This is a genomic window from Brevundimonas vesicularis (genome assembly GCF_027886425.1).
GTDB classification, from domain to species: Bacteria; Pseudomonadota; Alphaproteobacteria; order Caulobacterales; family Caulobacteraceae; genus Brevundimonas; species Brevundimonas vesicularis_C.
In genome coordinates, this window is the sequence record NZ_CP115671.1 from 675,174 (window position 1) to 700,343 (window position 25,170).

General features: G+C 67.2%; 28 protein-coding genes. 14 read left to right on the forward strand and 14 right to left on the reverse strand.

Going from position 1 to position 25,170, the window contains the following annotated elements:
* Positions 1–16 precede the first annotated feature (16 nt).
* The gene (locus tag PFY01_RS03355) at positions 17–508 is read right to left on the reverse strand and encodes a hypothetical protein (RefSeq protein WP_271042425.1); all 492 of its coding nucleotides are present in this window, start codon (positions 506–508) and stop codon (positions 17–19) included.
* Positions 509–661: 153 nt separating this feature from the next.
* On the opposite strand from PFY01_RS03355, the gene PFY01_RS03360 reads away from it, so the two are divergent.
* Positions 662–2,317, forward strand: coding sequence for a GNAT family N-acetyltransferase (locus PFY01_RS03360; RefSeq protein ID WP_271042426.1), 1,656 nt, complete (start codon positions 662–664; stop codon positions 2,315–2,317).
* Here PFY01_RS03360 and hemW read toward each other — a convergent pair.
* Together hemW and rdgB are read right to left on the reverse strand one after the other, a co-directional pair.
* Positions 2,314–3,474 (reverse strand): radical SAM family heme chaperone HemW, encoded by a 1,161-nt coding sequence (gene hemW / locus PFY01_RS03365; protein WP_271042427.1) that lies wholly within the window; start codon positions 3,472–3,474, stop codon positions 2,314–2,316. The genes PFY01_RS03360 and hemW overlap by 4 nt on opposite strands.
* Positions 3,467–4,069 carry an RdgB/HAM1 family non-canonical purine NTP pyrophosphatase gene (gene rdgB, locus PFY01_RS03370; protein ID WP_271042428.1) on the reverse strand — a complete coding sequence of 201 codons (603 nt, stop codon included), beginning with the start codon at positions 4,067–4,069 and terminating at the stop codon, positions 3,467–3,469. The genes hemW and rdgB overlap by 8 nt, the downstream gene beginning before the upstream one ends.
* Positions 4,070–4,522: 453 nt before the next feature.
* Here rdgB and PFY01_RS03375 point away from each other — a divergent pair, with 453 nt between their 5' ends.
* From PFY01_RS03375 to PFY01_RS03385, 3 genes are read left to right on the forward strand one after another with little or no spacing between them, the layout of a single operon-like run.
* Entirely contained in the window at positions 4,523–5,128 is a 606-nt protein-coding gene (locus PFY01_RS03375; protein ID WP_271042429.1) for a DUF2975 domain-containing protein, read from the forward strand.
* Between the two features lie 24 nt (positions 5,129–5,152).
* Positions 5,153–5,392, forward strand: a complete 240-nt coding sequence (locus PFY01_RS03380; RefSeq protein WP_017504942.1) for a helix-turn-helix domain-containing protein — start codon at positions 5,153–5,155, stop codon at positions 5,390–5,392.
* A complete protein-coding gene (locus PFY01_RS03385) occupies positions 5,389–5,970 on the forward strand; it encodes a Smr/MutS family protein (protein WP_271042430.1) in 582 nt (193 codons plus the stop codon). The genes PFY01_RS03380 and PFY01_RS03385 overlap by 4 nt, the downstream gene beginning before the upstream one ends.
* Before the next feature lie 66 nt (positions 5,971–6,036).
* Here PFY01_RS03385 and PFY01_RS03390 read toward each other — a convergent pair whose 3' ends face one another.
* On the reverse strand, positions 6,037–6,678 hold the full coding sequence (locus PFY01_RS03390) for a TetR/AcrR family transcriptional regulator (RefSeq protein ID WP_039243898.1): 642 nt from the start codon (positions 6,676–6,678) through the stop codon (positions 6,037–6,039).
* Positions 6,679–6,869: 191 nt separating this feature from the next.
* Positions 6,870–8,705, reverse strand: coding sequence for a cation:proton antiporter (locus tag PFY01_RS03395; RefSeq protein ID WP_271042431.1), 1,836 nt, complete (start codon positions 8,703–8,705; stop codon positions 6,870–6,872).
* Positions 8,706–8,861: 156 nt separating this feature from the next.
* Between PFY01_RS03395 and PFY01_RS03400 the strand changes: the two genes are divergently transcribed.
* Positions 8,862–10,985 (forward strand): M13 family metallopeptidase, encoded by a 2,124-nt coding sequence (locus PFY01_RS03400; RefSeq protein ID WP_271042432.1) that lies wholly within the window; start codon positions 8,862–8,864, stop codon positions 10,983–10,985.
* Positions 10,986–11,349: 364 nt separating this feature from the next.
* Here the strand turns inward: PFY01_RS03400 and hisS are convergent, their stop codons facing one another.
* On the reverse strand, positions 11,350–12,840 hold the full coding sequence (gene hisS, locus PFY01_RS03405; RefSeq protein WP_271042433.1) for a histidine--tRNA ligase: 1,491 nt from the start codon (positions 12,838–12,840) through the stop codon (positions 11,350–11,352).
* Positions 12,841–12,993: 153 nt separating this feature from the next.
* Here hisS and PFY01_RS03410 point away from each other — a divergent pair, with 153 nt between their 5' ends.
* Together PFY01_RS03410 and PFY01_RS03415 are read left to right on the forward strand one after the other, a co-directional pair.
* A complete protein-coding gene (locus PFY01_RS03410; RefSeq protein ID WP_265151161.1) occupies positions 12,994–13,200 on the forward strand; it encodes a hypothetical protein in 207 nt (68 codons plus the stop codon).
* Positions 13,200–13,781, forward strand: a complete 582-nt coding sequence (locus PFY01_RS03415; RefSeq protein ID WP_271042434.1) for a ClpP family protease — start codon at positions 13,200–13,202, stop codon at positions 13,779–13,781. The genes PFY01_RS03410 and PFY01_RS03415 overlap by 1 nt, the downstream gene beginning before the upstream one ends.
* Before the next feature lie 13 nt (positions 13,782–13,794).
* On the opposite strand, the gene hslV is transcribed toward PFY01_RS03415, so the two are convergent.
* Positions 13,795–14,355 (reverse strand): ATP-dependent protease subunit HslV, encoded by a 561-nt coding sequence (hslV, locus tag PFY01_RS03420; RefSeq protein WP_017504950.1) that lies wholly within the window; start codon positions 14,353–14,355, stop codon positions 13,795–13,797.
* A 164-nt stretch (positions 14,356–14,519) separates the two neighbouring features.
* Here hslV and PFY01_RS03425 point away from each other — a divergent pair, with 164 nt between their 5' ends.
* Complete coding sequence (locus PFY01_RS03425) at positions 14,520–14,891, forward strand: BLUF domain-containing protein (RefSeq protein WP_235559286.1); 372 nt, start codon at positions 14,520–14,522, stop codon at positions 14,889–14,891.
* 47 nt (positions 14,892–14,938) lie between these two features.
* Complete coding sequence (locus tag PFY01_RS03430) at positions 14,939–15,673, forward strand: HesA/MoeB/ThiF family protein (protein WP_271042435.1); 735 nt, start codon at positions 14,939–14,941, stop codon at positions 15,671–15,673.
* Positions 15,674–15,676: 3 nt separating this feature from the next.
* On the opposite strand, the gene PFY01_RS03435 is transcribed toward PFY01_RS03430, so the two are convergent.
* Complete coding sequence (locus tag PFY01_RS03435) at positions 15,677–15,928, reverse strand: hypothetical protein (RefSeq protein ID WP_199060586.1); 252 nt, start codon at positions 15,926–15,928, stop codon at positions 15,677–15,679.
* A gap of 119 nt (positions 15,929–16,047) precedes the next feature.
* Between PFY01_RS03435 and PFY01_RS03440 the strand changes: the two genes are divergently transcribed.
* Positions 16,048–17,256, forward strand: coding sequence for a DUF6880 family protein (locus PFY01_RS03440; protein ID WP_271042436.1), 1,209 nt, complete (start codon positions 16,048–16,050; stop codon positions 17,254–17,256).
* Here the strand turns inward: PFY01_RS03440 and PFY01_RS03445 are convergent.
* A complete protein-coding gene (locus PFY01_RS03445) occupies positions 17,253–18,239 on the reverse strand; it encodes a 2-hydroxyacid dehydrogenase (protein ID WP_271042437.1) in 987 nt (328 codons plus the stop codon). The two genes, PFY01_RS03440 and PFY01_RS03445, sit on opposite strands and share 4 nt — an antisense overlap.
* A gap of 67 nt (positions 18,240–18,306) precedes the next feature.
* Between PFY01_RS03445 and PFY01_RS03450 the strand changes: the two genes are divergently transcribed.
* The 4 genes from PFY01_RS03450 to PFY01_RS03465 all read left to right on the forward strand — a co-directional run bounded on the left by PFY01_RS03450 (position 18,307) and on the right by PFY01_RS03465 (position 22,138).
* On the forward strand, positions 18,307–18,879 hold the full coding sequence (locus tag PFY01_RS03450) for an SH3 domain-containing protein (RefSeq protein ID WP_240484458.1): 573 nt from the start codon (positions 18,307–18,309) through the stop codon (positions 18,877–18,879).
* A 69-nt stretch (positions 18,880–18,948) separates the two neighbouring features.
* Positions 18,949–19,482, forward strand: a complete 534-nt coding sequence (gene fabA, locus PFY01_RS03455) for a 3-hydroxyacyl-[acyl-carrier-protein] dehydratase FabA (protein ID WP_271042438.1) — start codon at positions 18,949–18,951, stop codon at positions 19,480–19,482.
* A 66-nt stretch (positions 19,483–19,548) separates the two neighbouring features.
* Positions 19,549–20,766, forward strand: coding sequence for a beta-ketoacyl-ACP synthase I (gene fabB / locus PFY01_RS03460; RefSeq protein WP_017504958.1), 1,218 nt, complete (start codon positions 19,549–19,551; stop codon positions 20,764–20,766).
* A gap of 328 nt (positions 20,767–21,094) precedes the next feature.
* Positions 21,095–22,138: an aspartate-semialdehyde dehydrogenase gene (locus PFY01_RS03465; RefSeq protein ID WP_420197043.1), complete on the forward strand. Its 1,044-nt coding sequence runs from the start codon at positions 21,095–21,097 to the stop codon at positions 22,136–22,138.
* A 9-nt stretch (positions 22,139–22,147) separates the two neighbouring features.
* Here PFY01_RS03465 and truA read toward each other — a convergent pair whose 3' ends face one another.
* The 5 genes from truA to PFY01_RS03490 are packed head-to-tail and all read right to left on the reverse strand — an operon-like array spanning position 22,148 to position 25,154.
* Positions 22,148–22,891 (reverse strand): tRNA pseudouridine(38-40) synthase TruA, encoded by a 744-nt coding sequence (truA, locus tag PFY01_RS03470; RefSeq protein ID WP_271042440.1) that lies wholly within the window; start codon positions 22,889–22,891, stop codon positions 22,148–22,150.
* Positions 22,891–23,814, reverse strand: a complete 924-nt coding sequence (gene fmt / locus PFY01_RS03475; RefSeq protein ID WP_271042441.1) for a methionyl-tRNA formyltransferase — start codon at positions 23,812–23,814, stop codon at positions 22,891–22,893. Before fmt ends, truA begins: the two co-directional genes overlap by 1 nt.
* 27 nt (positions 23,815–23,841) lie before the next feature.
* Positions 23,842–24,120: a hypothetical protein gene (locus tag PFY01_RS03480; RefSeq protein WP_271042442.1), complete on the reverse strand. Its 279-nt coding sequence runs from the start codon at positions 24,118–24,120 to the stop codon at positions 23,842–23,844.
* Positions 24,120–24,695, reverse strand: a complete 576-nt coding sequence (gene def / locus PFY01_RS03485; protein ID WP_039243916.1) for a peptide deformylase — start codon at positions 24,693–24,695, stop codon at positions 24,120–24,122. The genes PFY01_RS03480 and def overlap by 1 nt, the downstream gene beginning before the upstream one ends.
* Before the next feature lie 57 nt (positions 24,696–24,752).
* Positions 24,753–25,154 (reverse strand): acyl-CoA thioesterase, encoded by a 402-nt coding sequence (locus PFY01_RS03490; RefSeq protein ID WP_242077814.1) that lies wholly within the window; start codon positions 25,152–25,154, stop codon positions 24,753–24,755.
* Positions 25,155–25,170: the final 16 nt, after the last annotated feature.

Below are 25,170 nucleotides of genomic sequence, written 5' to 3' on the forward strand. Positions count from 1 at the left end.
GCCTTGGAAGACTGACTTACTGCGGCTCGGTCGGAGCCGGCGAGGCGCTGTCCGGAGCCGGGGTCGCAGGTTCTGTGGTCGCCGGATCGGTCGGTTCGGCCGCAGGTTCCGCGGTCGGCGCGGGAGCGGCGGCCGGATCAGCGGCGGGGGCTGCCGGGGCGCCGGCGATAGGAGCGGCGGCGTCAAACTCGGCCTTCGTGTAGGCCACCACGACGCCGGTTCCTTCCTGACGGATGCCGCTCAGCGGCACGGCGCGAAGTTGGCCGTCGGCGCCGCGGACGGTAAGCTCCTGCTTGCCTTCAGCATTGTTCTGAACGCCTTCCAGCTTGCCCAGCTCGCCATCAGGACCGGAAACGCTCGATCCGGGGTTCAGCGACAGCGATTGCTGCGAGGACGCGGCGGCGGCAGGGGCGGCGGCGGGAGCGGGCGTGGTTTCTTGCGCCAGAGCCGGCGCGACGGTCATGAAGGCGGCTGCAGCGCCAGCCAGAAGAGCGGTCTTGATATTCATGGGTCATCCCCAGTTGCACGGGCCCGACGCCCGCACCCCTATATACTCGCTCTGTTACGGATTGTTTCGTATGCCCCGAAATGACCTTGGCAGCGCCCCGGTTGGACGATTCTTGGTCTATGTTCGGGCGATCCGCGATTCGAGAGGCCACGTTTGTCCAGCCGCCCCCGGCACACATCCGGTCTGATCCGCCGACTGGCGGGTCTGGCCTTCGAACTGACGCCCCAGATCTTTGCGGTGGTGGCCTTTGGCGCAGGCGCGCTGATGCTGGCCTCTGCGGTGACGCCCGAGTTCGACAGTCGGCTGCGTCAGCTGACGGGCGTCGTGTCTCCCATCCTGATCGACCTGTCGCACTTCGTCGGCAGCATCGCCGGTTTCCTTCTTCTGCTCTTGTCGGCGGGTCTATGGCGGCGTCGACGCGGCGCCTATTGGGCCGCCCTGCTCGTCCTAGCGGCCGGGGCGGTGTTCTCGGTGCTGAAGGGTCTGGACTGGCAGCAGGCGACGGATCTGCTGGTCGTCGCCGCGCTCCTGGCGCCGTGCCGCACGGCCTTCAACCGGCGCTCGCGTCTCAGCGAGCCGCTGCGGCCCAGCTGGCTGTTGCTGCTGACGGCGGTGGTGGCGGCCATGCTGTGGCTGGGCTTCTTCGCCTATCGCGACGTCGCCTATAATGACGAGCTGTGGTGGCGCTTCCTGAGTGATCGCCAGGCGTCCGGCTTCCTGCGGGCCGGGCTGGTTCTGGCGATCCTGACGCTGGTGGTGGCCGGCCGCTCGCTATTGAGCTCGCCGGGCGCCCACAGTCACGGACCGGCCAACAAGGCCGACATCGATCGCGCGCTCCAGGCGTTGCAGACGGCTGATACGGCCACGCCCGAGGCCTGGCTGGCCATGCTGGGCGACAAGGCGCTGATGTTCAGCCCGTCGGGTTCCAGCTTCCTGGCCTATCGCGTGCGAGGCCGGCGCTGGATCGCCATGGGCGAACCGGCCGGGCTCAAGAGCGAACGGCTGGAGTTGCTGTGGTCCTTCGCCGAGATGGCCGACAGTTATGGTGGGGCGGCGGTCTTCTATTCGGTCAGCGAAGAGGTGCTGGGCGATCTTGCGACCATGGGGCTGGCGGTGCGCAAGGTCGGCGAGACGGCCGTGATTGACGCCCACCGCTTCTCCATCGAGGGCAAGGGCAAGCAGAACCTTCGCACAGCCATCAATCGCGCCGAGCGTGAAGGCTCCTCGTTCGAGGTTCTTCCGCCCGGTTCGGCCGCAGCGATCGCGGACGAGCTGCGCGAGATTTCGGACGCCTGGCTGGCCATGCACGAGGGCTCGGAGAAATCCTTCTCCTTGGGGCGCTTCGACGTCGACTATCTGGACCTGACGCCGCTGGCGGTGGTCAAGGAGGGCGGCCGCATCGTCGCCTTCGCCAATCTGCTGACCTCGCCGGACGAGGCAGCGGTGGATCTGATGCGCCATCGGCCGGACGCGCCGCATGGGGTGATGGACTATCTGTTCATCCGCTGCGCCCAATGGGCCAAGGCGGAAGGCCTGGCCAGCTTCGACCTGGGCATGGCCCCGCTGGCCGGGCTGGAGGATCGTCGCATCGCGCCGGTCTTCGCCCGTGTCGGCGCCCTGGTGTTCGAAGAGGGCGGGGCGCTCTACGGCTTCCAGGGTCTGCGCAGCTACAAGGCCAAGTTCGGCCCGGACTGGCGCTCGCGCTTCATCGCCGCGCCGGTTTCGACGCCGCTGCCGCTGGCCCTGCTGGACGTGGCTTTGCTGACCAGCGGCGGCTGGCTGGGAATGCTGGGGCTGAAGAAGGCCTAGGTCAGCAGCGCCTTCAGCACGCCGTCCAGCACCGGGCGGCCGCGCTCGGTGGCGATCAGTCGCTCGGCCTTCAGCATCAGGAACCCGTCGGCGATCAGGTCCGCGACCGGCGCGCATTCAGCCGACAGGCCGAGCGCCGACAGCAGGGCGACAGGCGCGCCTTCGGTGGTGCGCAGGGCCAGCAGCAGCCGTTCTTCGGCGGCGTCGGACAGGGTCTGGGCGTCGCGCTCGGACCAGGGCGTGAGGCCTAAGACGCCCGCCACATAGTCGGCGATGCGGCGGTGGGCGACGGTGGCGGTCCTGACGCCGTCCAGCGTCAGCCGGCCGTGGGCGCCGGGGCCAAGGCCCAGATAGTCGCCGCCGCGCCAGACATGCAGATTGTGCGACGAGCGGGCGGCGGGACCGCGGGCGTGGTTGGACACCTCATAGGCTTCGAAGCCGGCGGCCGAGAGGACTTCCTGGGTGGTTTCGTAAAGGGAGGCGGCCCGGTCCTCGTCCGGCGGGGTCAGGGTTCCCCGTGCGAAGGCCCGGCCAAAGGCGGTCGTCGGCTCTATGTTCAGCTGGTAGGGCGAGACGTGTTCGAACCCGAGCGCCAGCGCCGCCGTCAGTTCGGCGGCCCAGGCCTGCGGCGTCTGGTCCGGGCGGGCGTAGATCAGGTCGATGGACAGACGGTCGAAGGCGCGGCGGGCCAGATCGACCGCGCGCAGGGCCTCGGCCGCCGAATGGTCGCGACCCAGAAAACGCAGGGCGGCGTCGTCCAGCGCCTGAACGCCCATCGACAGGCGGTTGATTCCGGCGTCGGCCAGGGCGGCGAACCGGCCGGCCTCGGCGTCCGTGGGATTGGCCTCCAGCGTGATCTCGATGTCGTCGGCGGGCGGGAACAGGTCGCGGGCCGCCGCCACGATGCGTGCGACGGCGTCGGGCGCCATCAGCGACGGCGTGCCGCCTCCGAAGAAGACCGAGGCCAGTCGTCGCGGACCTGTCAGATCTCTCTGGGCGTGCAGATCCGCCAGGATCGCCTCGACCAGCCCGGCCTGTTCCTCGGTGCGCCCGCGATCGCGCACGACGTTGAAGTCGCAGTAGGGGCAGATGCGCGCGCAATAGGGCCAGTGGACGTAGAGGCCGACGTCCGATCCCGGATCAAGCGGATCAGTCAATCAGGGCGGCTCTCAGCTTGGCGAAGGCGACGGTGCGGTGGCTGATGGCGTCCTTGGCCGCCGGCTCCATCTCGCCGAAGGTCTGATCGCCCCCATTCGGAATGAAGAGCGGGTCATAGCCGAACCCGCGATCGCCGCGTGGGGGGAAGGTCAGCTGGCCGTGAACCTCGCCCTGGACGACGACGCAGGGGCCGTCCGGCCAGGCGACCGCCAGGGCCGAGGTGAACCAGGCGGTGCGGTCCGTCGCGCCGATCTCTTCCAGCCGCTCCTCGACCTTCTTCATGGCGACGGCGAAATCCTTGCCCGGCCCGGCCCAGCGCGCAGAGAAGATGCCCGGCGCGCCATCCAGCGCCGCGACCGACAGGCCGGAATCGTCGGCCAGCGAAACCTCTCCCGACAGCTCAGCCGCGTGACGCGCCTTCAGCATGGCGTTGCCGGTGAAGGTGCTCTCCGTTTCGTCGGGTTCGGGCAGGTTCAGCTGGCCGGCGGTGACGAGTTCGTAATTTCCGCCCAGCAGCGCCGAGATTTCGGGAACCTTGCCGGCGTTATGCGTCGCCACGACGATCCGCATCCCTTTGATAAGCTTGAGATTCATCGTCGATCACGCTCCTGAAACAGTCTATTGCCAAAGTTTAATATCGTTAAACGATATGTAACGTGCCTTTTTCGCCCGCACGGCCTATCTATTGATCGTCAGGAACGAGGTCGCGGCGTTCAGGACTTCCGGAAAACCGGAAACGATCATGCGGCTAACAAATCCAAACGGCGATAATCGCCCAAACACGAAAGACGGAGAACCACAATGCATACGATGAACACCTCGATGTGGCTCGACAAGGTCGGCGCTGCTTTTGTCAGCACCGTTCTGATCGCCGCCCTGCCCACCGCCCTGGTCGTCACCCTGTTCCAAGCCCTTTGATCCCTCTCTTTTCGATCACTGGAGCTTTGACGACCTGCATGAAGACCGCGATGTATAGAGCCGCGCGCGGGTTCGCCGGACCCCGCGTGGCCATCGCCCCGCCTTCCCCGGCTTGAGATCAAAAAGACCATGCGCCTGCCCCTGCCGCCAAATCCGCTGAAGCGAGGCGAGGCAAGCGTTCCGAGCTGGCTGGGCGCGCCGATCAAAGCGCTCGGCCCGGGTTCGGTATCCAGCGTGCTGAAGGTGGTGCTGGACGTCGCCTATATCCTTCTTTGGTTGATCACCGGCATTCTGCTGCTGCTGGTTATCGCCGCGATCTTCATTCCCTTGGACAATGTGAACATCACCGTCAGCGGGGATTCCGGCGGCAAGCAACTGCCGCTGACGCGCACCCTGCTGCTATTCGGTTTGGGCGCCGCGACCGCCTATTTCGGCGGGTTCATGCTGATCCTGCGAAGCCTGCGTCGCATCATCCGCACCCTGACCATGGGCGACCCGTTCCAGCCCGATAACGTGCGCCGTCTGCGCCAGATCGGCCTGACCCTGGCGGTCGTGACCGGCGGCGTCTGGGTGGCTCAAGGCTTCGTCGCCAAGCGGCTGGCGCCCGGCGTCATGGATCCGCAGGGCTTCGGCGAACTGCTGACGCCCATCTTTTCCGTGCTGATCGTCTTCGTGCTGGCGGAGGTGTTCCGCGAGGGCGCGCGCCTGCGTCGCGAATCCGAACTGACGATCTGAGCCGTTTCGAAGTAGGATTTGCGCATGGCCATCCGCGTCCAGCTCGACCGCGTCCTCGTGGAACGCCGCATGTCGTTGACCGAACTCGCCGACCGGGTCGGGGTGACGGTGGCGAACCTGTCGATCCTGAAGACGGGCAAGGCGCGCGCGGTGCGGTTCTCGACTCTGGACGCCCTGTGCCGCGAGCTGGACTGCCAGCCCGGCGACTTGCTGGCGCACGAGCCTGGTCCCGGCGACACGATCGAGGACGACGGCGAGGCATGAGGCGAAAGGGCCCGAGCCGTGACGAGAACGGACTGACGCCCGAAGACCGTCGCATCTGGACCCGTGTGGCCGGATCAGTCGTGACGCCGAGGACGCGAAAGGCCGCCCGCGTCACGCCCGGCGCCGAAACGCCGCCCGAGATCGTGGTGACGCCGGTCGAGCGACCGCGCCCTCTGGTCAAGGCGTCTCCCAAACGCACCGCTGTCGCGCCGCCGGCGGAAAAGCAACCTTCCCCGAACAAACCCAAGCCCGCGCCCGAGGATCTGGAGCCGCGCCGCAAGCAGCGGCTGTCGCGCGAACGCGATCCCATCGAGGCGCGCATCGACCTGCATGGCTTCGGCCGGTTCGAGGCTGAGGATCAGCTTCGAGGCTTCCTGACATCCTGCCAGGCGCGCGGAATGCGGGCGGTGCTGGTCATCACCGGCCAGGGGCGGATGGGCGGCGGAGTAATCCGCTCGGCCTTTGCCGAATGGATGCATTCGCCCGCACTGCGCGGCGTGGTGTCGGGCTTCACCATCGCCCACCAGAAGCACGGCGGAAACGGCGCCTTCTACGTCACCCTGAAACGCCGGGCCTGACGCTCACGAAGAAGGCCGGACCCGCGTTGGCGGACCCGGCCTTTCGAAAAGCGTCTTTGCTCTGGCCTATTTGGCGGCGATGGCGCCGGCCAGGATCACGTCGATCTGCTTGCCCATATGATCCGACAGGGCCTGCGCGTCCCATTCGTCATAGGCGGCGCGGCGGTAGTTCGAAAGATAGGCGTCCCAGATCAGCTCGACCAGCAGACGGCTGTCGGCGTCCTTGGACAGCTCGCCCTTGGCCACCGCATCCTGAAGGATGTTGCTGATGGCGAGCAGCAGGTTCTTGGTCGCCGCGCGGGCGCGCATTTCGGCGGCCAGGGGCTGGAACCACGAGCGGGCCACGATGGCCTGGAACAGCGGCAATTGGTCCAGCGACGAGTGATACCCGGCGCTCAGCGCGCTGACGAGGCGCTGGCGGACGGGCTCGCCTTCGGGAGCCGCCGCTTCGACCACCTCGGCCAGACGCGTCATGTCTTCGGTCAGGACCGCTTCGAACAGCTCGGCCTTGTCCTGGAAGTTGGCGAAGACGGCGCCGGTGGACATGCCCGCACCCTTGGCGATGTCGCGGATCGTGGCGGGCTCATAGCCGCGCTCGGCGAAGAGCGAGCGGGCGGCGTCCAGAACCTTTTGCCGCGTGCGGATCTTGGCGGCCTGGCGGCGGTTCAAGCGGGGCTCGACAGCGAGGGAGGCGACGGTATCTGTCATATAATCAGGCTTTTACTCTACTTTCGGTCTCTGGTCGGGGCGAGCCCGGCAGCGACCTCGAATGAATATCTGAGCCCTTGGATCGAACCGAAAGGGCGCTTCTGCTCCGCAGATGCAGTCATGGAGAGGCGCGCTTGCATCACGGAACCATGACGAAAATGGGTCCGGCGACGGTCTGTAAGGGGCATCCCTTACTCCGGCGCGGGGTCGACGCGCGTCGGGCGTAGCGTGCGGCGCAGCGCCCGGCTGGGGCGATTGCGACGCTCGATCGGGATGGCCGACTGAAAGGCCTTGCGAAACTGATCGCGACGTTCGTGGACTGAGGCGAGCACCAGGCCCATGGGCACGCCCAGATCGACCAGGGTGTTTTCGGCGAGCTGCAGACTGGCCTCGGTCGTCTCCGGCACGGCGTCGGTGACGCCCAGCCCATACAGCCGAATGGCGTGCTGATCGTCACGCGCACGGGCGATCAGGATCAGGTCGTCGCGCATCGACCGCGCCGTCGTGACGACTTCGTCCACTTTCGTCGGCGCGTCCATGGTGACGATCAGGGCGCGGGTGGACTGGACGCCGCAGTGCTGGAGCATCTCGCGCCGCCCCGCATCGCCATAGAAGACATCGAATCCGTCACGACGCCCCGCAGCGACGGCGCCCGCATCGGTGTCCAGGGCGATGAAGGGCTGACCGTGCGCCTTCAGCATTTCCCCGATCAAACGGCCGACGCGCCCGAAGCCGACGATGATGACCGCGCCGTCGGCCGTCTCCAGCTTTGGAAGCGCGACGGGCTGGCCTGCGGCTGCCGACTTGCGCGCCAGCTTCTGGCCCAGCAGGGCGAGCAGGGGGATCGAAAAGATGCTGACGGTCGCCGACAGGGCCACGGTGTTGGTCAGCTGCGGCGGCGCGAGGCCTTCGACCAGGCCGGTGGCGAAGACCACGAAGGCGAACTCGCCCGCCGGCGCCAGAACGAGCGCCGTCTCCAGCGCCGGGCGGGCGCCCAGGCCCCAAAAACGCGCCAGGCTGAAAATGACGCCGGTCTTCAGGACCGTAAGGGCCAGGGCCAGGCCGAAGACGCCGACCGGATCGGCCGCGATGGCGTCCAGGTCCAGACCCAGGCCGACGCCGACGAAAAAGACACCCAGCAGAAGCCCCTTGAACGGTTCGATGGAAACCTCGACCTCGCGCCGGAACTCGGTCTCGGCCAGCAGCACGCCGGCCAGAAGCGCGCCGATACTCATCGACAGGCCGCTGGCCTGGGCGGCGAGACCGGCCCCGACCACCACCAGCAGGGAGGCGGCGACGAACAATTCGCCGCCCTGGTCGGCCTTGCGCGCCTTGGCCACCGATCGGAACATCGGTCGCAGCACCACGCGCCCCAGCAGCACCATCAGACCCAGGCCGATGGCGGCCGGAACCAGGGTGAACAGGGCGCGCCCCAGCACGACGGGATCCAGCGCGCCGCCCTGCTGGGCCAGGGCCGCCAGGACGGTGACGGTGATCAGGATCGGGGCCACCGACAGATCCTGGGCCAGCAGGATGGCGAAGGTCGAGCGGCCGACCGTTCCCTTCAGCCGCCCGCGCTCGGCCAGTACGGGCATGACCACGGCCGTCGAGGACAGGGCGAGGCCCATGCCCAGCACCACGGCGCTGGCCAGGGTCTGGCCCATCAACATGAAGCCGCCCGCCAGCACGGCGGTGCAGACGACGACCTGCATCAGTCCCAGGCCGAACACGAGCCGACGCATGGCGCGCAGCCGCTCCCACGACAGCTCCAGACCGATCATGAACAACAGGAAGGCGACGCCCAGTTCCGACAGCTGCGCCAGTTGGCCCGGATCGCCGATGGTCAGCCACGACAGCCAGGGCAGGCTTTGCGCGAACCGACCCAGGCCGTCCGGCCCCAGCAAAACGCCCGCAGCGAGGAAGCCCAGGACGGGGCTGACCTTCAGCCGATTGACCAGGGGCACGATGACGCCGGCGGCCGCCAGAAAGACCACCAGATCCTTGTAGTCACCGCCCTGACCGTGCATCCGCCCTCCTCGCGTCGGCGTATCTGACCCTGATCCCGGCGCTGTGGCGAGAGGCCGCATCGGAATCATGAACTTTTTTTAAGGCGACACCCCCCCTCGCCGGACTAGGGTCTGCGCCGAACCATCCAAATGCCGGGTGGGAACAGGGACATAGTGATGAAACGTCTGCTTATCGGGGCCGCCGTCGGCGCCCTTCTTCTGCCCGCCAGCTCGGTTCTGGCTCAGGATATCGGTCACGACCACGCCTGCATCGACGACGCCTGCACCCTCGTTTCGCTGTTCTCGGGCGAAGAGACGGCAGCCGGCTGGCAGGGGACAGAGGCGCCCCGCTACGGAACCTGGGGCTTCGACCTGGCCGGCCGCGACACCTCGGTGAAGCCGGGCGACGACTTCTTCCAATACGCCAACGGCAAGGCGCTGGAAAAGCTGGTCATTCCGTCGGACCGCACCAGCTATGGCTCGTTCGCCCTGCTGCGTGAACTGTCGGACAACCGCATGAAGGAACTGGTGCTGGGCCTGGCCAACCGCACCGACCTGGCGCCCGGATCGGATGAGGCCAAGGTCGCTGACGCCTATCGGTCCTACATCGACGAGGCGCGCATCGAGCGGTTGGACGCCCAGCCGCTGCAGCCCTATCTGGCCGCGATCCGCGCCGCCGACAGCCACGACAAGATGGCCGTCTATATGGGCCAGACGGCCGGCCGCTTCGGCTCGTCCTTCTTCGGCACCGGCATCACGATCGATTCCAAGCAACCGACCCGCTACGTCGTCTCGACGGGCCAGTCGGGCATCGGCCTGCCGAACCGCGACTATTATCTGGACGCCCGTTTCGCCGACAAGAAAGAGAAGTATCAGGCCTATGTCGGCCGGATGCTGGAGATGATCGGCTGGACCAACCCGACCGAGACCGCCGCCCAGATCGTCGCATTGGAAACCAAGATCGCCGAGGCCCACTGGACCCCGGTGGAGAACCGCAACCGCGACCGGACCTACAACGAGTTCACCATCGCCAAACTGGCCGAGGACGCGCCGGGCTTCGCCTGGCAGGCCTATTACGATGCGGCCAAGCTGGGCGGCGTGCCGCGCCTGATCGTGCGTCAGGATACGGCCATGCCCAAGATCGCGGCCATCTACGCCGAGACGCCGGTCGAACTGCTGCAGGCTTGGCAGGCCTTCCACACCGCAGACGACATGGCGCCGCTGATGTCCAAGCGCTTCGCCGACGCTCAGTGGGAGTTCCGTTCGCGCGATCTGTCGGGTCAGCCTGAGCAGCGCACCCGCGAAAAGCGCGCGATCTCCTTCGCCGAAGGATCGCTGGGCGAGGCCACGGGCCGGCTCTACGTCGCCCAGTATTTCCCGGCCGAATCCAAGGCCAAGATGGAAGAACTGGTCGCCAATCTGCGCACCGCCCTGTCGCACCGGATCGACAACCTGACCTGGATGGGGACCGAGACCAAAGCGGCGGCGCAGGAAAAGCTGCGCAAGTTTACCGTCAAGATCGGCTATCCTGACAAGTGGCGCGACTACTCCGGCCTGGACATTCGTGCGAACGACCTGGTCGGCAACGCCGAGCGCCGCGGCCTGTTCGAGTGGAACTATGATCTGGCCCGTCTGAACGAGCCGGTCGATAAGTCGGAGTGGGGCATGACTCCGCAGACCGTCAACGCCTACTACAACTCGGCCAACAACGAGATCGTCTTCCCGGCGGCCATCCTGCAGCCGCCCTTCTTCGATCCGAACGGCGATGCGGCGGTCAACTATGGCGGCATCGGCGGCGTGATCGGGCACGAGATCGGCCACGGCTTCGATGACCAGGGCTCTAAGTCCGATGGCGACGGCGTGCTGCGCAACTGGTGGACGCCGGAAGACAAGGCCAACTTCGAGGCCCTGACGGCGCGTCTGGGCGCGCAATATGCGACCTATGAGCCGATCGCGGGCTATCACATCAACCCTGGCCTGACGATGGGCGAGAACATCGGTGACGCGTCTGGCGTGGCCGTCGGTCTCGAGGCCTATCACCTGTCGCTGAATGGTCAGCCGGCGCCCATGATCGACGGCACGACCGGCGACCAGCGCTTCTTCTATGGCTGGGCTCAGGTCTGGCAGTCGAAGTACCGCGACGAGGCGCTGAAGCAGCAGGTCGCCACCGACCCGCACTCGGCCGCCCAGTTCCGCGTCATCGGCCCGCTGCGCAACGTCGACGCCTGGTACGACGCCTTCGACGTCCAGCCCGGCACGAAATACTATCTGACGCCCGAGGAACGCGTCCGCCTCTGGTAGGGCGACGCTTGTTCGAGAATGGAAAGGCCGGGGTTCGCCCCGGCCTTTTTCATATCGAGACAGGGCTACTCGATTTCGACACCGTATCGAGAATTTGTCGAGGTTTTATGGGCGTTTGTCTGAGCGCCAGACGCGAAAAAGCCCGCTGCGGGGGATACATCGCAGCGGGCTTTCGCGCTCTTTAAAGAGCGGACGTTTCCTCCCCGAAACGCCTTCGAGTGCTGCGCGCTTGAGCAACGCTTGCCCTCGAGTGAGGTCATTTGACGCAAGGGCCGGTCGGTCGTCAACGGCCGGTTTGGCAAGAGTCGAACTTTCTTCGACTTATCACTGATAACCCATTTCAGGAACCAGTCATTATCGAAGCTTATTCGATAATGGACCTGATGGCGGCGACCAGGCCTTCGCGGGGGACTTTCATCTGGCCGGGGCGTTCGGCCTTCCAGGCGTCGTTGTCCGTGATGGCGGCGGCGGCGGCGCGGCCGGCGTCCAGATCCTTGATCGTGACCTCGCCGGCGGCGATCTCGTCTCCGCCAAGGATGACGACAGCCGGGGCGCCGCGCCGGTCTGCGTATTTCATCTGCGCCTTCATGCCGGCGCGACCCAGATAAAGCTCGGCGGCGATCCCGGCGGCGCGCAGTTCGGCGACGGCGATCAGATAATGAGCCATGTCGTCCTCGGAGAAGACGATGACGACCACGGGGCCGCGCACGGCGTCCTCAGCGCCTCGTCCCGCCGCGCGCAGGGCCGAGGCCAGACGCGAGACGCCGAAGGAGAAGCCGGTCGCCGGCGTGCTCTGACCGGTGAAGCGGGCGACCAGATCATCATAGCGGCCGCCGCCGCCGATGGAGCCGAAGCGGACGGGACGACCCTTGTCGTCAACCGTGTCCAGCAGCAGTTCGGCCTCGAACACGGCGCCGGTGTAATATTCCAGGCCGCGCACGATGGTCGGATCGAACTTCACGGCGTCCTGGCCGACCGACATGGCGGCCAGCGCCCGGTCGATGGCGGCCAGTTCGTTGAGCGCCGCCTCGCCCGCCGCGCCGAGGTCGCCGGAGTGCGCGACGGCGTGCAGCGTCTCGGCTCGCGACAGGCCGGGGGTATTGGCCGAGGCCAGAAACGCCTCGATGGCGGCCGTGACCTTGGCGGGCAGCTGGGCGCCCTTGGTGTAGTCGCCCGAGTCGTCCAGACGCCCTTCGCCCAGCAGTTGGACCACGCCCTCCCAGCCCAGGCGGTCGAACTTGTCGATAGCGCGCAGGGCGGTCAGTCGCTGACCGGCCTCGGTCACGCCGCCGGCGTCGAACAGGCCGTCGAACAGCTTGCGGTTCGAAACGCGGATCTGGGCCTGGCCGGCGTCCAGACCGGCGGCGCGCAGGCCTTCGCAGCCCATGGCGATGATTTCGGCGTCGGCCTCGGGCCGGTCGGAGCCGACAGTGTCGGCGTCGCACTGCCAGAACTCGCGGAATCGGCCGGGGCCAGGCTTTTCATTGCGCCAGACGGGGCCATAGGCATAGCGGCGGAACGGCTTGGGCAGGGTTTCCCAGGTCTGGGCCGCGAACCGGGCCAGGGGCGCGGTGTGGTCGTAGCGCAAGGCCATCCATTCGCCCGGCTCGTCCGATCCGGCGTCGTCCTGTAGTGCGAAGACGCCCTCGTTCGGCCGATCGGCGTCGGGCAGGAACTTGCCCAGCGCATCGGCATATTCGAAGGCTGGCGTCTCCAGCGGCTCGAAGCCCCAGCGCTCATAAACCTCTGACACGCGCGCGACGATGCGCCGCTCGGCGGTCAGGTCACGGCCGCGCTTGTCGGCGAAGCCGCGCGGATTGCGGGCGAGGGGGCGGGGAGGCGCGGCGTCGGTCATGGCGCGCGCTTAAGCCAAGGCGCCCTTGATCGCAAATTTTGCACGGCGGCTGACGTAAAGACAGCTACCGTCGGCGCCATGCAATGGTCTGTTCCTAAAGACGAAATCCTGATATCGGGCGGAACCGCTGTGCGGATTTTTCGTTGATGGCGCATGACGCCCCACGCCCTTCTCGTTCCGCGCACCTGCAACACCTCCGATCGTCGCACGATCCGGTGGTGGGAGTGCGAGCTGGTCGATGACGCGGGGTCGCGGCGGATGCAGAACCAGGCCTTTTTCTCGATCCGAGAAGCCCGGTCATGGGCGTCGGCCCAGGGCTATCCCATCAGCGACGACGCCGCCGCCGCGGCCGAGCTCTGATGTCAGAGGCGGCGCCGAGCGGCGTTCTGACGGCCGAAGCTTTCGATACGCCGCGCATTCTTCTCGCCGGCGCGGTCGATTACGCCATGTACGACCGCTTCCGCCAGCAGATGGCGGAGGCGCCCGACACCGGGCTGACCGTCATCGAACTGTCCACCCTGGGCGGTGATCCGGAGGTGGCGCGCATGATGGGCGAGGACGTGCGCTTTCAAAGCGACATCAATCCGTCCCGCCGGCTGGTCTTTCTGGGCAAGGCGGCGATCTATTCCGCCGGCGCCACCTTCATGAGCTTCTTTGCGGTGGAGAACCGCTATCTGACGCGGGGCGCGCGAGTGATGATCCATGAGCGCAAGATGGATAAGCAACTGCATGTCTCGGGGCCGCTGACGACCTGCATCGCCTCGGTTCGCGCCATGCTGAACGAGCTGGAACACTCCATCGCCATCCAGAACGAAGGTTTCGAGAATCTGGTGCGCGGATCGTCGGTCACGATGGAGGAGGTGCTGAAACGCGCCCCCGCCAACTGGTACATCGAGGCCCAGGAGGCCAAGGCGCTGGGCCTGATCGCCGAAGTGATCTGACCCGCCTGACGGGTCAGGCCTGAAGCGTTTCCACGGTTAGATTGCCGTTGGTGTAGACGCAGATTTCGGCGGCGATCTTCATGGCCTTGCGCGCGACCTGTTCGGCGTCCAGATCGGTTTCCTCGATCAGGGCGCGGGCGGCCGACAGGGCGTAGTTGCCGCCCGAACCCACGGCGGCGACGCCATATTCCGGCTCCAGCACATCGCCGACGCCCGTTACGGTGAAGATGGACGACTTGTCCGCCACCAGCAGCATGGCTTCCAGACGGCGCAAATAGCGGTCGGTGCGCCAATCCTTGGCGAGATCGACGCAGGCGCGCGCCAGCTGATCAGGATACTGCTCCAGCTTCGCCTCAAGCCGTTCGATCAGGGTGAAGGCGTCGGCCGTGGCGCCGGCAAAGCCGGCCAGCACCTTGCCGCCGGCCAGAGTGCGCACCTTGCGGGCGGCGCCCTTGACGATCGTCGGGCCCATCGAGACCTGGCCGTCGCCGGCGATCACGGTGCGTCCGTTCTTGCGCACCGCCAGAATGGTGGTGCCGTGCCAGTCGGGGAAGTTGGATGCGGTCTGGGTCATGACGATCAGATGGCGCGGCCGGGGGCCGGCATCAAGTCTGTCGCGCCTCGGTGTAACACTGTCTTATTTTGACCCCAATATTGGCTAGAAGGCGCAATCCGCTTTCGCGGTTCTTTGAAATCGAGGGACAGGTTTTGCTTTACCGCGTCGTTTTCGTGAGTGAAATGATCGGTGGCGCCAACCACACGATCCAGTCGCTTGCCGAAATCCTCGGCGCGTCGGAGCGAAACAATCGCCGCGACGAGATCGGCAGCGCCATGCTGTTCTACGAGGGCGAGATGGCCCAGGTCATCGAGGGCGCCCGTGCGGACCTGGACCGCCTGATGTCGCGCCTCTGGAAAGACCCGCGTCATCACAACATCCGCGTCCTGGATGATCGGCCCGTCATGCAGCGGCGGATGCGCGAACCCGCGCGGCTGTGCGCCCTCAGCACCCAGCAGGCCGCCGACATTCTGCGCGGACGACGCCTGAGCGATCTGTCCAGCGCGGGTCTGGAAAAGCTGCTGTCGTGCGAACACGTGCGGATGGCCGCCTGAGGCGATAGGCCCCTCGCGTCGGGATTTGTGCGGCGCTAGATAGGGCGGTGATCTTTTCCGAAGACGAAGTCGAACGCTATGCGCGCCATCTGGTCCTGTCCGAATTGGGCGGGCCGGGGCAGCAGGCGCTGAAGCGCGCGCGGGTGTTGATCGTCGGCGCGGGCGGCGTGGGATCGCCGGTGGCGCTCTATCTGGCGGCGGCGGGCGTCGGGACCCTGGGCCTGATCGACAACGATGTTGTGGGTCTGTCCAATCTGCAGAGGCAGATCGCCTTTTCGACGGCGCAGGTCGGCCGGTCGAAGGTCGAGGCGGCGGCGGAACGGCTGGTCGGCCTCAATCCGCATGTCGCGGTCGAAACCTTCGCCGAACGGATCACCGCCGAAAATGCGGCGACGCGGATCGGAGCCTTCGACATCGTGCTGGACGGGACCGACGATTTCCAGACCCGGCTGTGGGTCAACGCGGCCTGTGTTGCGGCGAGCAAGCCGCTGGTGTCTGGGGCGCTGGGCCGCTGGAACGGGCAGGTCGGCGTGTTTGCGGGCCAGCCCTGCTATCAATGCCTGGTGCCCGAGGTTCCGCCGGATGCCGAAACCTGTGCGCGCGTCGGCGTCGTGGGCGCTCTGACCGGCGTGATCGGGTCGATGGCGGCGCTTGAGGTCGTCAAGCTGATCACCGGCGCGGGCGAGGCCCTGACGGGACGGCTGATGCTGTATGACGGTCTGGCAGGCTCGGCGCGGACCGTGCGGGTCGCCGCTGATCCGGAATGCCCGGTCTGCGGCTGACGCTCAGGCGGCCGTCGCGAAACGGATGTCGGCCAGATCCAAGTCAGGCAGCGGCGGAGCGAAGCCCAGCGCCGGGTTGCTGAGCACCGTCACCAGACGTTCGCCGCAATAGAGATAGAGGGTTTCGAACCCGACCCAGTTGCGGGCGATCGCCTCCAGCGCCTGATTGGCCGTCGTGTCGTTCGCCGCGTCGAGGACGCAGATGTCCCGCACCGGAACGCCGGGCAGGTTGACGATGCAGTAGTAGGAGTCCAACGCACACTTCCTCGATCAGGACGCCGGAAACGAAGCGCGTTTACGACGGTTCCTCCCCTGCCAGCGGTTTTCGACAGCCGTGTGAGTTCGGTCCGACAGACTTGTGAAAAGGAGGCCTGATGGCCCGACGTCCCGCCTCGCCCAAACGCCTGAACGCCGCAAATCTCAGCGGCTTGGGCGCTGAGCGTCTGGGCGAACTGCTGATGCAGGCGGCGGATGCGGATGCGATCCTGAAGCGGCGGCTCAGGCTGGTGATGGCGGCTGAGGCGGGGCCGGATCTGCTGGCTCTGGAAATCGACAAGCGATTGACAACCATCGCGGCCAGCCGCGCGCGCGTGTCGTGGCGAAAGCGGCCGGACCTGCTGCGCGATCTGGAGATTCTGCGGGCTGCAATCGTCGAGGATTTGGCCGAGGCCGCGCCGGCGATGGGGTTGGAGCGATTGATCGGCTGGTTCGACCTGTTTCGCGGCTTGGCGACGCGGGTCAAGGATCAGAAGGGCGAACTGGCCGACGCGTTCGAAACGGCAGCCTCGGACCTGTGGCGGATCGCCGAGGCTGCGGTTCGGACGGACGAAAGCACAGTGGGTCTGCTGGCGGAGGCGGTGGCGCGGCAACCGCTCGAATACGCCCGCTGGATCGGCGCGGGCGGCGACGATCTGACGGCGGACATGGCCAAGAGGCTGCTGGATCGTCTCGATACTGCATCCAGCGCGCGCGGCATGCGGACGGTCGTGCGACGGCTGGCCGACCGGGCGGGCGATCTGGACCTGTGGCTGTCGATGACGACGCCGGAGGAACAGGGCTCGCCGGATTTTGCGGCGGTGATGGCCAAGCGGCTGCTGGTCGCGGACCGTGTGCCCGAAGCGCGTCAGGCGCTGGAGGCGGCGCTCAAGCCTTCGGCGGGCAACCGGCGCTGGACCTTCGGGCGATCGCCGCAGGCCGAACCGCCGGTCCTGACGCCGGCATGGGAGGCGACCTCGATCGACCTCTTGGAAGCCGAGGGCCGCAAGGAAGAGGCGCAGGGCCTGCGTTGGGCGATGTTCGAGCGCGACCTGTCCGCTCCGTTGCTGCGGGCCTATCTGGCGCGCCTGCCGGACTTCGACGATGTGGAAGCGCTGGACCGCGCCTTGGCTCACGCCGCGACCTACGCCGATGTAGAGACGGCGCTGGGGTTTCTGATGGACTGGCCCGCGCACCGCGAGGCCGCCGCCCTGGTCGAGCGCCGCATTCGCGAGGTGCGCGCGCCGCTGCCGCTCAAGGCCGACTGGGCGGCGCGGCTGGCGCAAAAATATCCCGATGCGGCCGAGCGTTTGCTGGCTGCGCCCTAAAGCATTGCGGGGATGACCCGATCCGGCGGGCGGTGGCCGTTCTGGTAGGTCATGACGTTGGCGATGACGCGGTCGCCCATGTCCTGGCGCGCTTCCAACGTGGCGGAACCCAGGTGGGGCAGGAGCACGACATTGGATTGACCCAGCAGGCCATGATGGATGGCGGGCTCGTTCTCGAAAACGTCCAGGCCGACGCCGGACAGAGCGCGCATGGCTACCGCCTGGGCCAGGGCCGCCTCGTCGATCAGTTCTCCGCGCGCCGTGTTGATCAGGATGGCGTGGGGCTGGAGCCGGGCCAGGCGTTCGGCTGACAGCAGATGGTGGGTGTCCTTCGTCGCCGGACAGTTCAGCGAGACGATGTCCATCCGCGCCAGCATCTGGTCCAGGTCGTCCCAGTAGGTCGCGCCCAGCTCTTCCTCAATCAAGGCCGGGACGGGCTTGCGATTGTGATAGTGGACCTGAAGCCCGAAGGCCTTGGCGCGGCGGGCCAGGGCCTGGCCGATCCGGCCCATGCCGACGATACCCAGCCGCTTGCCCCAAAGCTTGCGTCCGCACATCCAGGTCGGGGTCCAGCCCTCGAACCGGCCTTCGGCCACCACCTGGGCGCCCTCGACGATGCGGCGGCTGACGGCCAGGATCAGGCTCATGGCCAGGTCGGCGGTGTCCTCGGTCAGGACGCCGGGGGTGTTGGTGACGGTGATGCCGCGCGCCACGGCCGCATCGACGTCGATATGGTCCACACCGGCGCCGAAGTTGGCGATCATCTTCAACTGCTCGCCTGCGCCATTGATCAGGTCGGCGTCGATGACGTCTGTGATGGTGGGCACCAGAACCTCGGCCCGCTGGACGGCGGCCCGCAGCGCGGCGCGATCCATCGGCTGATCCTTCAGGTTCAGCTCGGCGTCGAACAACTCGCGCATGCGCGTTTCGACCGCGTCGGGCAGGCGTCTGGTTAATACGACCTTAAGCTTGCGGGGGGACATTCTCGGCCTTGGTTAGCGGGCGGCGATTCAGACGGATCAAAGCCCGCGCGACGGGTCGTTCCAATCAGTGTCTAGCAAAGCCGCCGCCATCTTCCAAAGCCTGCGACGCCGCATCGCCATCGTGGGAGCCGTTCTCGGCCTCGGCGTGATGGCCAGCGCCGGCGCGACCATGCCCGACGGCCGCCCGACGCCGACGGGGCTTGAGGTGCCGCGCTGGATTTCGCTGAAGTCCTCGCACGTCCGCGCGCGCCAGGGGCCGGGCCTGGATTATCCGATCCTGTGGGAATATCGGGCCGCCGGGCTGCCGGTTCAGGTGATCGCCGAGACGACCGAATGGCGCAAGATCTGCGATCCCGACGGCGCCGTGGCCTGGATCCACCGCACGGTGTCGTCGGGCCGGCGCTATGTTTTCAACACGACTGCCGAGGAAGTGCCGATCCGGTCCGGCCGATCCGAGACGGCGTCGGTGCGGGCGCGCCTGTCGCCGCGCGCCCTGGTGATGCTGGACGAATGCGAAGAGGGCTGGTGCAAGGTCCGGGCGCGACGGCTGGAGGGTTTCGTGGCCCAGCGGGCCGTGTTCGGCACCCAAGAACGCGCACTGTGCAACGCCAATCGCCCCGCGGGCACGGGTCGCAACTGACCGCACGCTGTTGAGCGAAGCGGCGCGGTCGTGTAACCCGCGCGCAACGCCTTAAGAAACGGAAGCGCCTTGACCCAGTCCCAATATCCTTCGTCCTTCGATCATGAGGCCCTGCTGGCCTCGGGCCGCGGCGAGCTGTTCGGTCCCGGCAACGCCCAGCTGCCCGCCCCGCCGATGCTGATGTTCGACCGCATCACCACGATCAATGCGGACGGCGGAGAGCACGGCAAGGGCTATGTCGAGGCCGAACTCGACATCCATCCCGACCTCTGGTTCTTCCAATGCCACTTCATCGGCGACCCCGTCATGCCGGGCTGCCTGGGCCTGGACGCCATGTGGCAGCTGGTCGGCTTCTATCTGGGCTGGATCGGCGGTCCCGGCCGCGGCCGCGCCCTGGGCGTCGGCGAGGTCAAGTTCACCGGCCAGGTCACCCCGGACGTCAAGAAGGTGGTCTATAAGATCAACCTGAAACGCGTCATCAACCGCAAGCTGGTCATGGGCATCGCCGACGGCGTGCTGGAGGCCGACGGCCAGGTCATCTACACCTGCAACGACATGCGGGTCGGCCTGTTCGGCGCCAAGGAAGAGGCGGCGGGCGGTTAACGCCCCTATATAACCGCGAACAAGGCGGACGGTCCTCGGACCAGGAAGCATCAAGAAGGAAACACCATGCGTCGTGTCGTCGTCACCGGCCTGGGCATCGTCTCTTCCATCGGCCACGGCGCCGAGGAGGTGACCCAGTCCCTGCGCGAAGCCCGGTCGGGCGTCGTTCATGCCCCCGACCACGCCAAATACGGCTTCCGCAGCCAGGTCTGGGCGCCGCCCAAGATCGGTCCGTGGGAAGAGCTGGTCGACCGTCGCGCCGCCCGCTTCCTGGCCAACGGCACGGCTTGGGGCCACATCGCCTTCGAAGAAGCGCTGAAGTCGTCGGGCATGACGGCGGACGAGATCAAGGATGACCGGATCGGCCTGATCGTAGGCGAGGGCGGTCCCTCGACCCAGGTGATCCTGCAGGCTGCCGCGACCACGGTCGAAAAGGGCGCGCCCAAGCGCATCGGCCCGTTCGCGGTGCCCAAGGCGATGGCGTCGGGCCCGTCGGCGGTGCTGTCGACCTGGTTCCAGATGCGCGGCATCAACTATTCAATCAGCTCGGCTTGCGCGACCAGCGCCCACTGCATCGGCGCCGGGGTCGAACAGATCCAGTGGGGCAAGCAGGACGTGGTCTTCGCCGGCGGCTGCGAGGACATCGACTGGTCCATGTCCAATATGTTCGACGCCATGGGCGCCATGTCGTCGGACTTCAACGACAATCCGTCGGTCGCCTCCAGAGCCTATGACGCCAACCGCGACGGCTTCGTCATCGCCGGCGGCGCGGGCATCGTGGTGCTGGAAGAATACGAGCGAGCCAAGGCGCGCGGCGCGACCATCTATGCCGAGGTCACCGGCTATGGCGCCAACGCCGACGGCTACGACATGGTCGCTCCCTCGGGCGAGGGCGCCCAGCGCTGCATGAAGATCGCGCTGGAACAGGCCGGCAATCCGAAGATCGACTATCTGAACCCGCACGGGACCTCGACGCCCGTGGGCGACGCCAAGGAGATGGAGGCCGTGCGCGCCGTCTTCGGCGACCAGATGCCGATGATCTCCTCGACCAAGTCGCTGACTGGCCACTCGCTCGGCGCTGCCGGCGCCCAGGAAGCCATCTACTGCCTGCTGATGATGCAGAACGGCTTCGCCGCCGAAAGCGCCCATATCGAAAATCTCGATCCGGCGTTCGAAGGCATGCCGATCCTGCGCCAGCGCCACGACGGCGAACTGACGCACGTGATGTCCAACAGCTTCGGCTTCGGCGGCACCAACGGCACGCTGATCCTGTCGAAGGTCTGAAACTTTCACCCGTCATCCTCGGGTCAAGCCCGAGGATGACGGGTGGGAGGGTTTGGGCAGCGGCTTTATTGCGTGTGCAGGGCCGTTCCCCATCTCTTTGCGGGAATTCTTTCGTCACTGCCCGTTTACACGACCGTTTCTCACCCTTAGAGAGCGTCGCCGTGACCAAGCGCCCGCTTAAAACGATGACCTCGAAAACCACCGGCTTCGGCGGGGCGGTTTCGGGTGCGCGCGCGGTCTAGCGACAACCCGATCCCAAGCCCCGCCGATGCGCGGGGCGGTCGATCCGGCTGAACCCCGCGCCTCCATCCTTTCAGGAGACGTCTTCATGTCCTTTTCCCCGTCCAACCCGCCCCACGTGGGAATCGTCGGCGCCACCGGCCTCGTCGGCGAGATGATGCGCAGCCTGTTGGCCGAGCGGAACTTTCCGCTGGCCTCGCTGCGTCTGTTCGCCTCGGCCCGGTCGGCGGGCAAGACCATCCGCTTCGGTGACAACGACATCGTGGTCGAGGATGCGGCGAGCGCCGACTACGCCGGTCTGGACATCGTCTTCTTCTCGGCGGGCAGCGAGACGTCCAGGGCCCTGGCGCCCAAGGTGGCGGCGGCCGGGGCGGTGGTGATCGACAACTCCTCGGCCTGGCGTTCCGACCCGCAGGTGCCGCTGGTGGTCGCCGAGGTGAACCCCCACGCCCTGGCCAATCTACCCAAGGGGATCATCGCCAACCCCAACTGCACCACCATGGCCGCCATGCCGGTGCTCAAGCCCCTGCACGACGCGGCGGGGCTGAAGCGTCTGACGGTGTCCACCTATCAGGCCGTCTCGGGCGGGGGGATCGAGGGCATCCGCGTGCTGGAGGACCAGTCGCGCGCCACCGTGGGGCAGGGTGCGGTCCTTGCCCGCGACGGCGGGGCCGTGGACTTCGGCGCGCCCGAGAAGTGGGTCGTGCCGATCGCCGCCAACGTCGTGGCCCTGAACTATACGCTGGGCGAAGACGGCTATACCGACGAGGAGCTGAAGCTGCGCGACGAGAGCCGCAAGATCCTGGAAATCCCCGGCCTGCCGGTCTCGGGCACCTGCGTGCGGGTGCCGGTCTTCACCGGCCATTCGCTTTCGATGAATGTCGAGTTCGAGCGCCCGCTGTCGGCGGCTCAGGCGCTGGAGCTGCTGGCCCAGGCGCCCGGCGTGGTGGTGACGGCCGTGCCGAACCCGCTGGAGGCGTCGGGTCAGGACCCGGTCTTCGTCGGGCGCGTGCGCCCCGATCCGACGGTCGAGCACGGCCTCGCCTTGTTCGTCTCCAACGACAATCTGAGGAAGGGCGCGGCCCTGAACGCGGTCCAGATCGCCGAGGTGCTGGTGCAGCAGCGCGGCTGACTGGCGGATTCAGTCGTAGCGCACGCCGCTGAGATAGAGCCCTGCCGAGGGGGCGACGGGGCCGCACCGCGCGCGGTCCTTCGCCTCCAGCGCGGCCTTGACGTCGTGGGCGCTCCAGCGACCCAGCCCCACCTCGACCAGGGTCCCGGCCATGGACCGGACCTGGCGGTGCAGGAAGCTGCGCGCCTGGAACACCAGATGCACCTCCTCGCCGAACCGGGACACGCGCGCCACGTCCAGCGACTTGACCGGCGATTTGGACTGACAGCCGACGTCGCGGAAGGTGGTGAAGTCGTGGTGGCCGACCAGCACCTGGGCCGCGTGGTGCATGGCCTCGGCGTCCAGGGTCTTCTTGACGTGCCAGACGCGGTCGCGCTCCAGCACGGGCTGGGGGCGGCGGTTCAGGATGCGGTACAGATAGCCCCGGCCAGTCGCCGAGAACCGTGCGTGCCAGTCAGGGTCAGGCGCATATTCGGCCGCCAGGACACAGACGTCCTGGCGCACCAGATGGGCGTTCATGGCGTTCTGCACGGTATCGACGGGCCAGTCGCGGTCCAGATCGACATGGATGACCTGGGCCGTCGCGTGGACCCCGGTGTCGGTGCGGCCGGCGGCGGCGATGCGGATCCGCTCGCCGGAAAAGGCGTGGATCGCCGCCTCCAGCGCGCCCTGCACCGTCGGCTGGCCGTCCTGCGCCTGGAAGCCGTTGTAGGCCGTACCGTCGTACTCGATCGTCAGCTTATAGCGCGGCATCAGCCGAGCACGCTCCCGGCCGCCACGTGAAAGCCGCGCAGCATCTCCTCGGCCGATTGCGCCGCCTTGCCTTCGCGCTGAACGCGGATCAGACCCACGGCGCCGTCGCCGCAGGCCACGGTCAGGGCGTCATCCAGCACGGTTCCAGGCGCGCCGGATCCGTCCGCCAGGCCCGACAGCAGCGCCTTGATCCGCACGGGGCCAGCCTCTGACGGGGCCTCGAACCAGGCGCCGGGGAAGGGCGAAAGGCCCCGGATGTGGGCGTCCACATCGGCGGCCGGGCGGGTCCAGTCGATCCGGGCCTCGGCCGGGGTGATCTTCTTGGCGTAGGTCGGCTCTCCAACCTGTTCCGAGGGGGTGACGCCGCCCCGGTCGATGGCGGCCAGCGCGCGGGGCCACAGGCCCGCGCCGACATGGGCCATCCGTTCGGACAGGCTGGCGGCCGTGTCGTCGGGCAGAATGTCCATCCGTTCGCTGAGCAGGATGGGGCCTTCGTCCAGACCCAGGCTCATCTGCATGATCTGGACGCCGGTCTGTTTGTCGCCGGCCATGATGGCGCGCTGGATCGGGGCGGCCCCGCGCCAGCGCGGCAGCAGGGAGCCATGCAGGTTCAGACAGCCCAGGCGTGGCGCCTCCAGCACCTCGGTCTTCAGGATCTGGCCATAGGCGACGACGCAGGCCGCATCCAGATCCAGACTTCTGAAGGTATCGATCGCCTCGGCGTCCTTCATGGATTCGGGCGTGAAGACGGGCAGCCCCATGGTCTCGGCGAAGGCGTGGACGGGCGACGGAGTCAGCTTCTGGCCCCGGCCCTTTGGGCGTGGCGGCTGCGAATAGACGGCCACGATCTCGTGACCCGAGGCGATCAGCTCGGCCAGGGACGGCACGGCGAAGTCGGGAGTTCCCATAAAGGCAAGGCGCATGGGCACGCCTTTAGAACTTTAGGCGGCTTACTGCCAGCGGGTGAAGACGCCGCCGCCCTCGTCCCATTCGCCGCCCGCGTCCAGGGCGTCGTCGAAATCGAGCAGGCGGTCCAGCAGAAGGCCCGCCAACACGCCCAGCAAGGCCACGCCGGCCAGGGTGGCGACGCCGGCGACGCCGACCTTCTGACTGCGCGTCAGGCGACGACGGCCAGAGGCGTCGATGATCAGCGAACGGCCGCGCGGGATGGACGGGGCGATCCGGCGCGCAGCGCGTTCGATACGTTCGGGGCGGACGATCTTGGTCATCAGGCGGCGATCCTGTCGCGGGCGGCCTTCTTGACCTTGGTCACGGCGCGGTCCCGCTTGAGACGCGACAGATGGTCGATGAAAAGCACGCCGTTAAGGTGGTCCATCTCGTGCTGGATGCAGACGGCGTAGAGACCCTCAGCCTCTTCCTCCACCGACTGACCGTCACGGTTCAGATAGCGAATGCGGACGCGGGCCGGGCGTTCCACCTTGTCGAAATACTCAGGGATCGACAGGCAGCCTTCCTCGTAGGTGTAGAGCTCGTCCGAGGTCCACAGGATTTCCGGGTTGGCGAAGAAACGCGGATTCTTGCGCGCCTCGGCGTTCTCGGCCGCCTCTTCCTCGGTCTCGCAGACCACGCCGTCCTTGTCGCCCAGATCCATGACGATGACCCGGTCCAGTGCGCCGATCTGAACGGCGGCCAGGCCGATGCCCGGCGCGTCGTACATCGTCTCCAGCATATCATCCATCAGGGCGCGGACGGCGTCGTCCACGGCCGCGACGGGCTTGGACACCTGCTTCAGGATCGCCAAGTCGGCGGCGTTGTCGATGGTGAGGATGCGTCGAATGGCCATGGCCGGGACGTAGGCCCGCCCCGGCGCAAGGTCAAGATTTGCGCCTCTTGCCGCGCTTTACGCCTTGCCGGGCAGAGCGCGGGGTTTGCGGTTTTCGTCGATGGCCACATAGGTGAAGACGCCCTGGGTCACGCGTACCGAAGCGGCCTGGGGCTGTCCCCGCGCCCGCTTCCACGCCTCGACCTGGACGCGGATGGAGGTGCGGCCCGAGCCGATGACGTGGGCGTAGATGCTGACCTCGTCGCCGACCGAGACCGGCTGGTGAAAGACCATGCCGTCCAGCGCCACGGTGGCGCAGCGACCGCAGGCCAGTTCGAACGCCGGGGTCGCGCCCGCAAGGTCCATCTGCGCCAGCAGCCAGCCGCCGAAGATGTCGCCCTCGGGGTTGGTGTCGGCGGGCATGGCGATGATGCGACCGACGGGCTGATCTTCGGGCGGATATTCGGGGGCGTCGGACATAGGAGGAGCCTGCTGT

Coding starts and splice junctions, on each gene's coding strand:
- PFY01_RS03355 (WP_271042425.1), bottom strand. CDS start 508: ATGAATATCAAGACCGCTCTTCTGGCTGGCGCTGCAGCCGCCTTCATG.
- rdgB (WP_271042428.1), bottom strand. CDS start 4,069: ATGAATCTCAAGCTTATCAAAGGGATGCGGATCGTCGTGGCGACGCAT.
- PFY01_RS03375 (WP_271042429.1), top strand. CDS start 4,523: ATGCGCCTGCCCCTGCCGCCAAATCCGCTGAAGCGAGGCGAGGCAAGC.
- PFY01_RS03380 (WP_017504942.1), top strand. CDS start 5,153: ATGGCCATCCGCGTCCAGCTCGACCGCGTCCTCGTGGAACGCCGCATG.
- PFY01_RS03385 (WP_271042430.1), top strand. CDS start 5,389: ATGAGGCGAAAGGGCCCGAGCCGTGACGAGAACGGACTGACGCCCGAA.
- PFY01_RS03390 (WP_039243898.1), bottom strand. CDS start 6,678: ATGACAGATACCGTCGCCTCCCTCGCTGTCGAGCCCCGCTTGAACCGC.
- PFY01_RS03395 (WP_271042431.1), bottom strand. CDS start 8,705: ATGCACGGTCAGGGCGGTGACTACAAGGATCTGGTGGTCTTTCTGGCG.
- PFY01_RS03400 (WP_271042432.1), top strand. CDS start 8,862: ATGAAACGTCTGCTTATCGGGGCCGCCGTCGGCGCCCTTCTTCTGCCC.
- hisS (WP_271042433.1), bottom strand. CDS start 12,840: ATGACCGACGCCGCGCCTCCCCGCCCCCTCGCCCGCAATCCGCGCGGC.
- PFY01_RS03410 (WP_265151161.1), top strand. CDS start 12,994: ATGACGCCCCACGCCCTTCTCGTTCCGCGCACCTGCAACACCTCCGAT.
- PFY01_RS03415 (WP_271042434.1), top strand. CDS start 13,200: ATGTCAGAGGCGGCGCCGAGCGGCGTTCTGACGGCCGAAGCTTTCGAT.
- hslV (WP_017504950.1), bottom strand. CDS start 14,355: ATGACCCAGACCGCATCCAACTTCCCCGACTGGCACGGCACCACCATT.
- PFY01_RS03425 (WP_235559286.1), top strand. CDS start 14,520: ATGATCGGTGGCGCCAACCACACGATCCAGTCGCTTGCCGAAATCCTC.
- PFY01_RS03440 (WP_271042436.1), top strand. CDS start 16,048: ATGGCCCGACGTCCCGCCTCGCCCAAACGCCTGAACGCCGCAAATCTC.
- PFY01_RS03445 (WP_271042437.1), bottom strand. CDS start 18,239: ATGTCCCCCCGCAAGCTTAAGGTCGTATTAACCAGACGCCTGCCCGAC.
- fabB (WP_017504958.1), top strand. CDS start 19,549: ATGCGTCGTGTCGTCGTCACCGGCCTGGGCATCGTCTCTTCCATCGGC.
- PFY01_RS03465 (WP_420197043.1), top strand. CDS start 21,095: ATGTCCTTTTCCCCGTCCAACCCGCCCCACGTGGGAATCGTCGGCGCC.
- truA (WP_271042440.1), bottom strand. CDS start 22,891: ATGCCGCGCTATAAGCTGACGATCGAGTACGACGGTACGGCCTACAAC.
- fmt (WP_271042441.1), bottom strand. CDS start 23,814: ATGCGCCTTGCCTTTATGGGAACTCCCGACTTCGCCGTGCCGTCCCTG.
- PFY01_RS03480 (WP_271042442.1), bottom strand. CDS start 24,120: ATGACCAAGATCGTCCGCCCCGAACGTATCGAACGCGCTGCGCGCCGG.
- def (WP_039243916.1), bottom strand. CDS start 24,695: ATGGCCATTCGACGCATCCTCACCATCGACAACGCCGCCGACTTGGCG.
- PFY01_RS03490 (WP_242077814.1), bottom strand. CDS start 25,154: ATGTCCGACGCCCCCGAATATCCGCCCGAAGATCAGCCCGTCGGTCGC.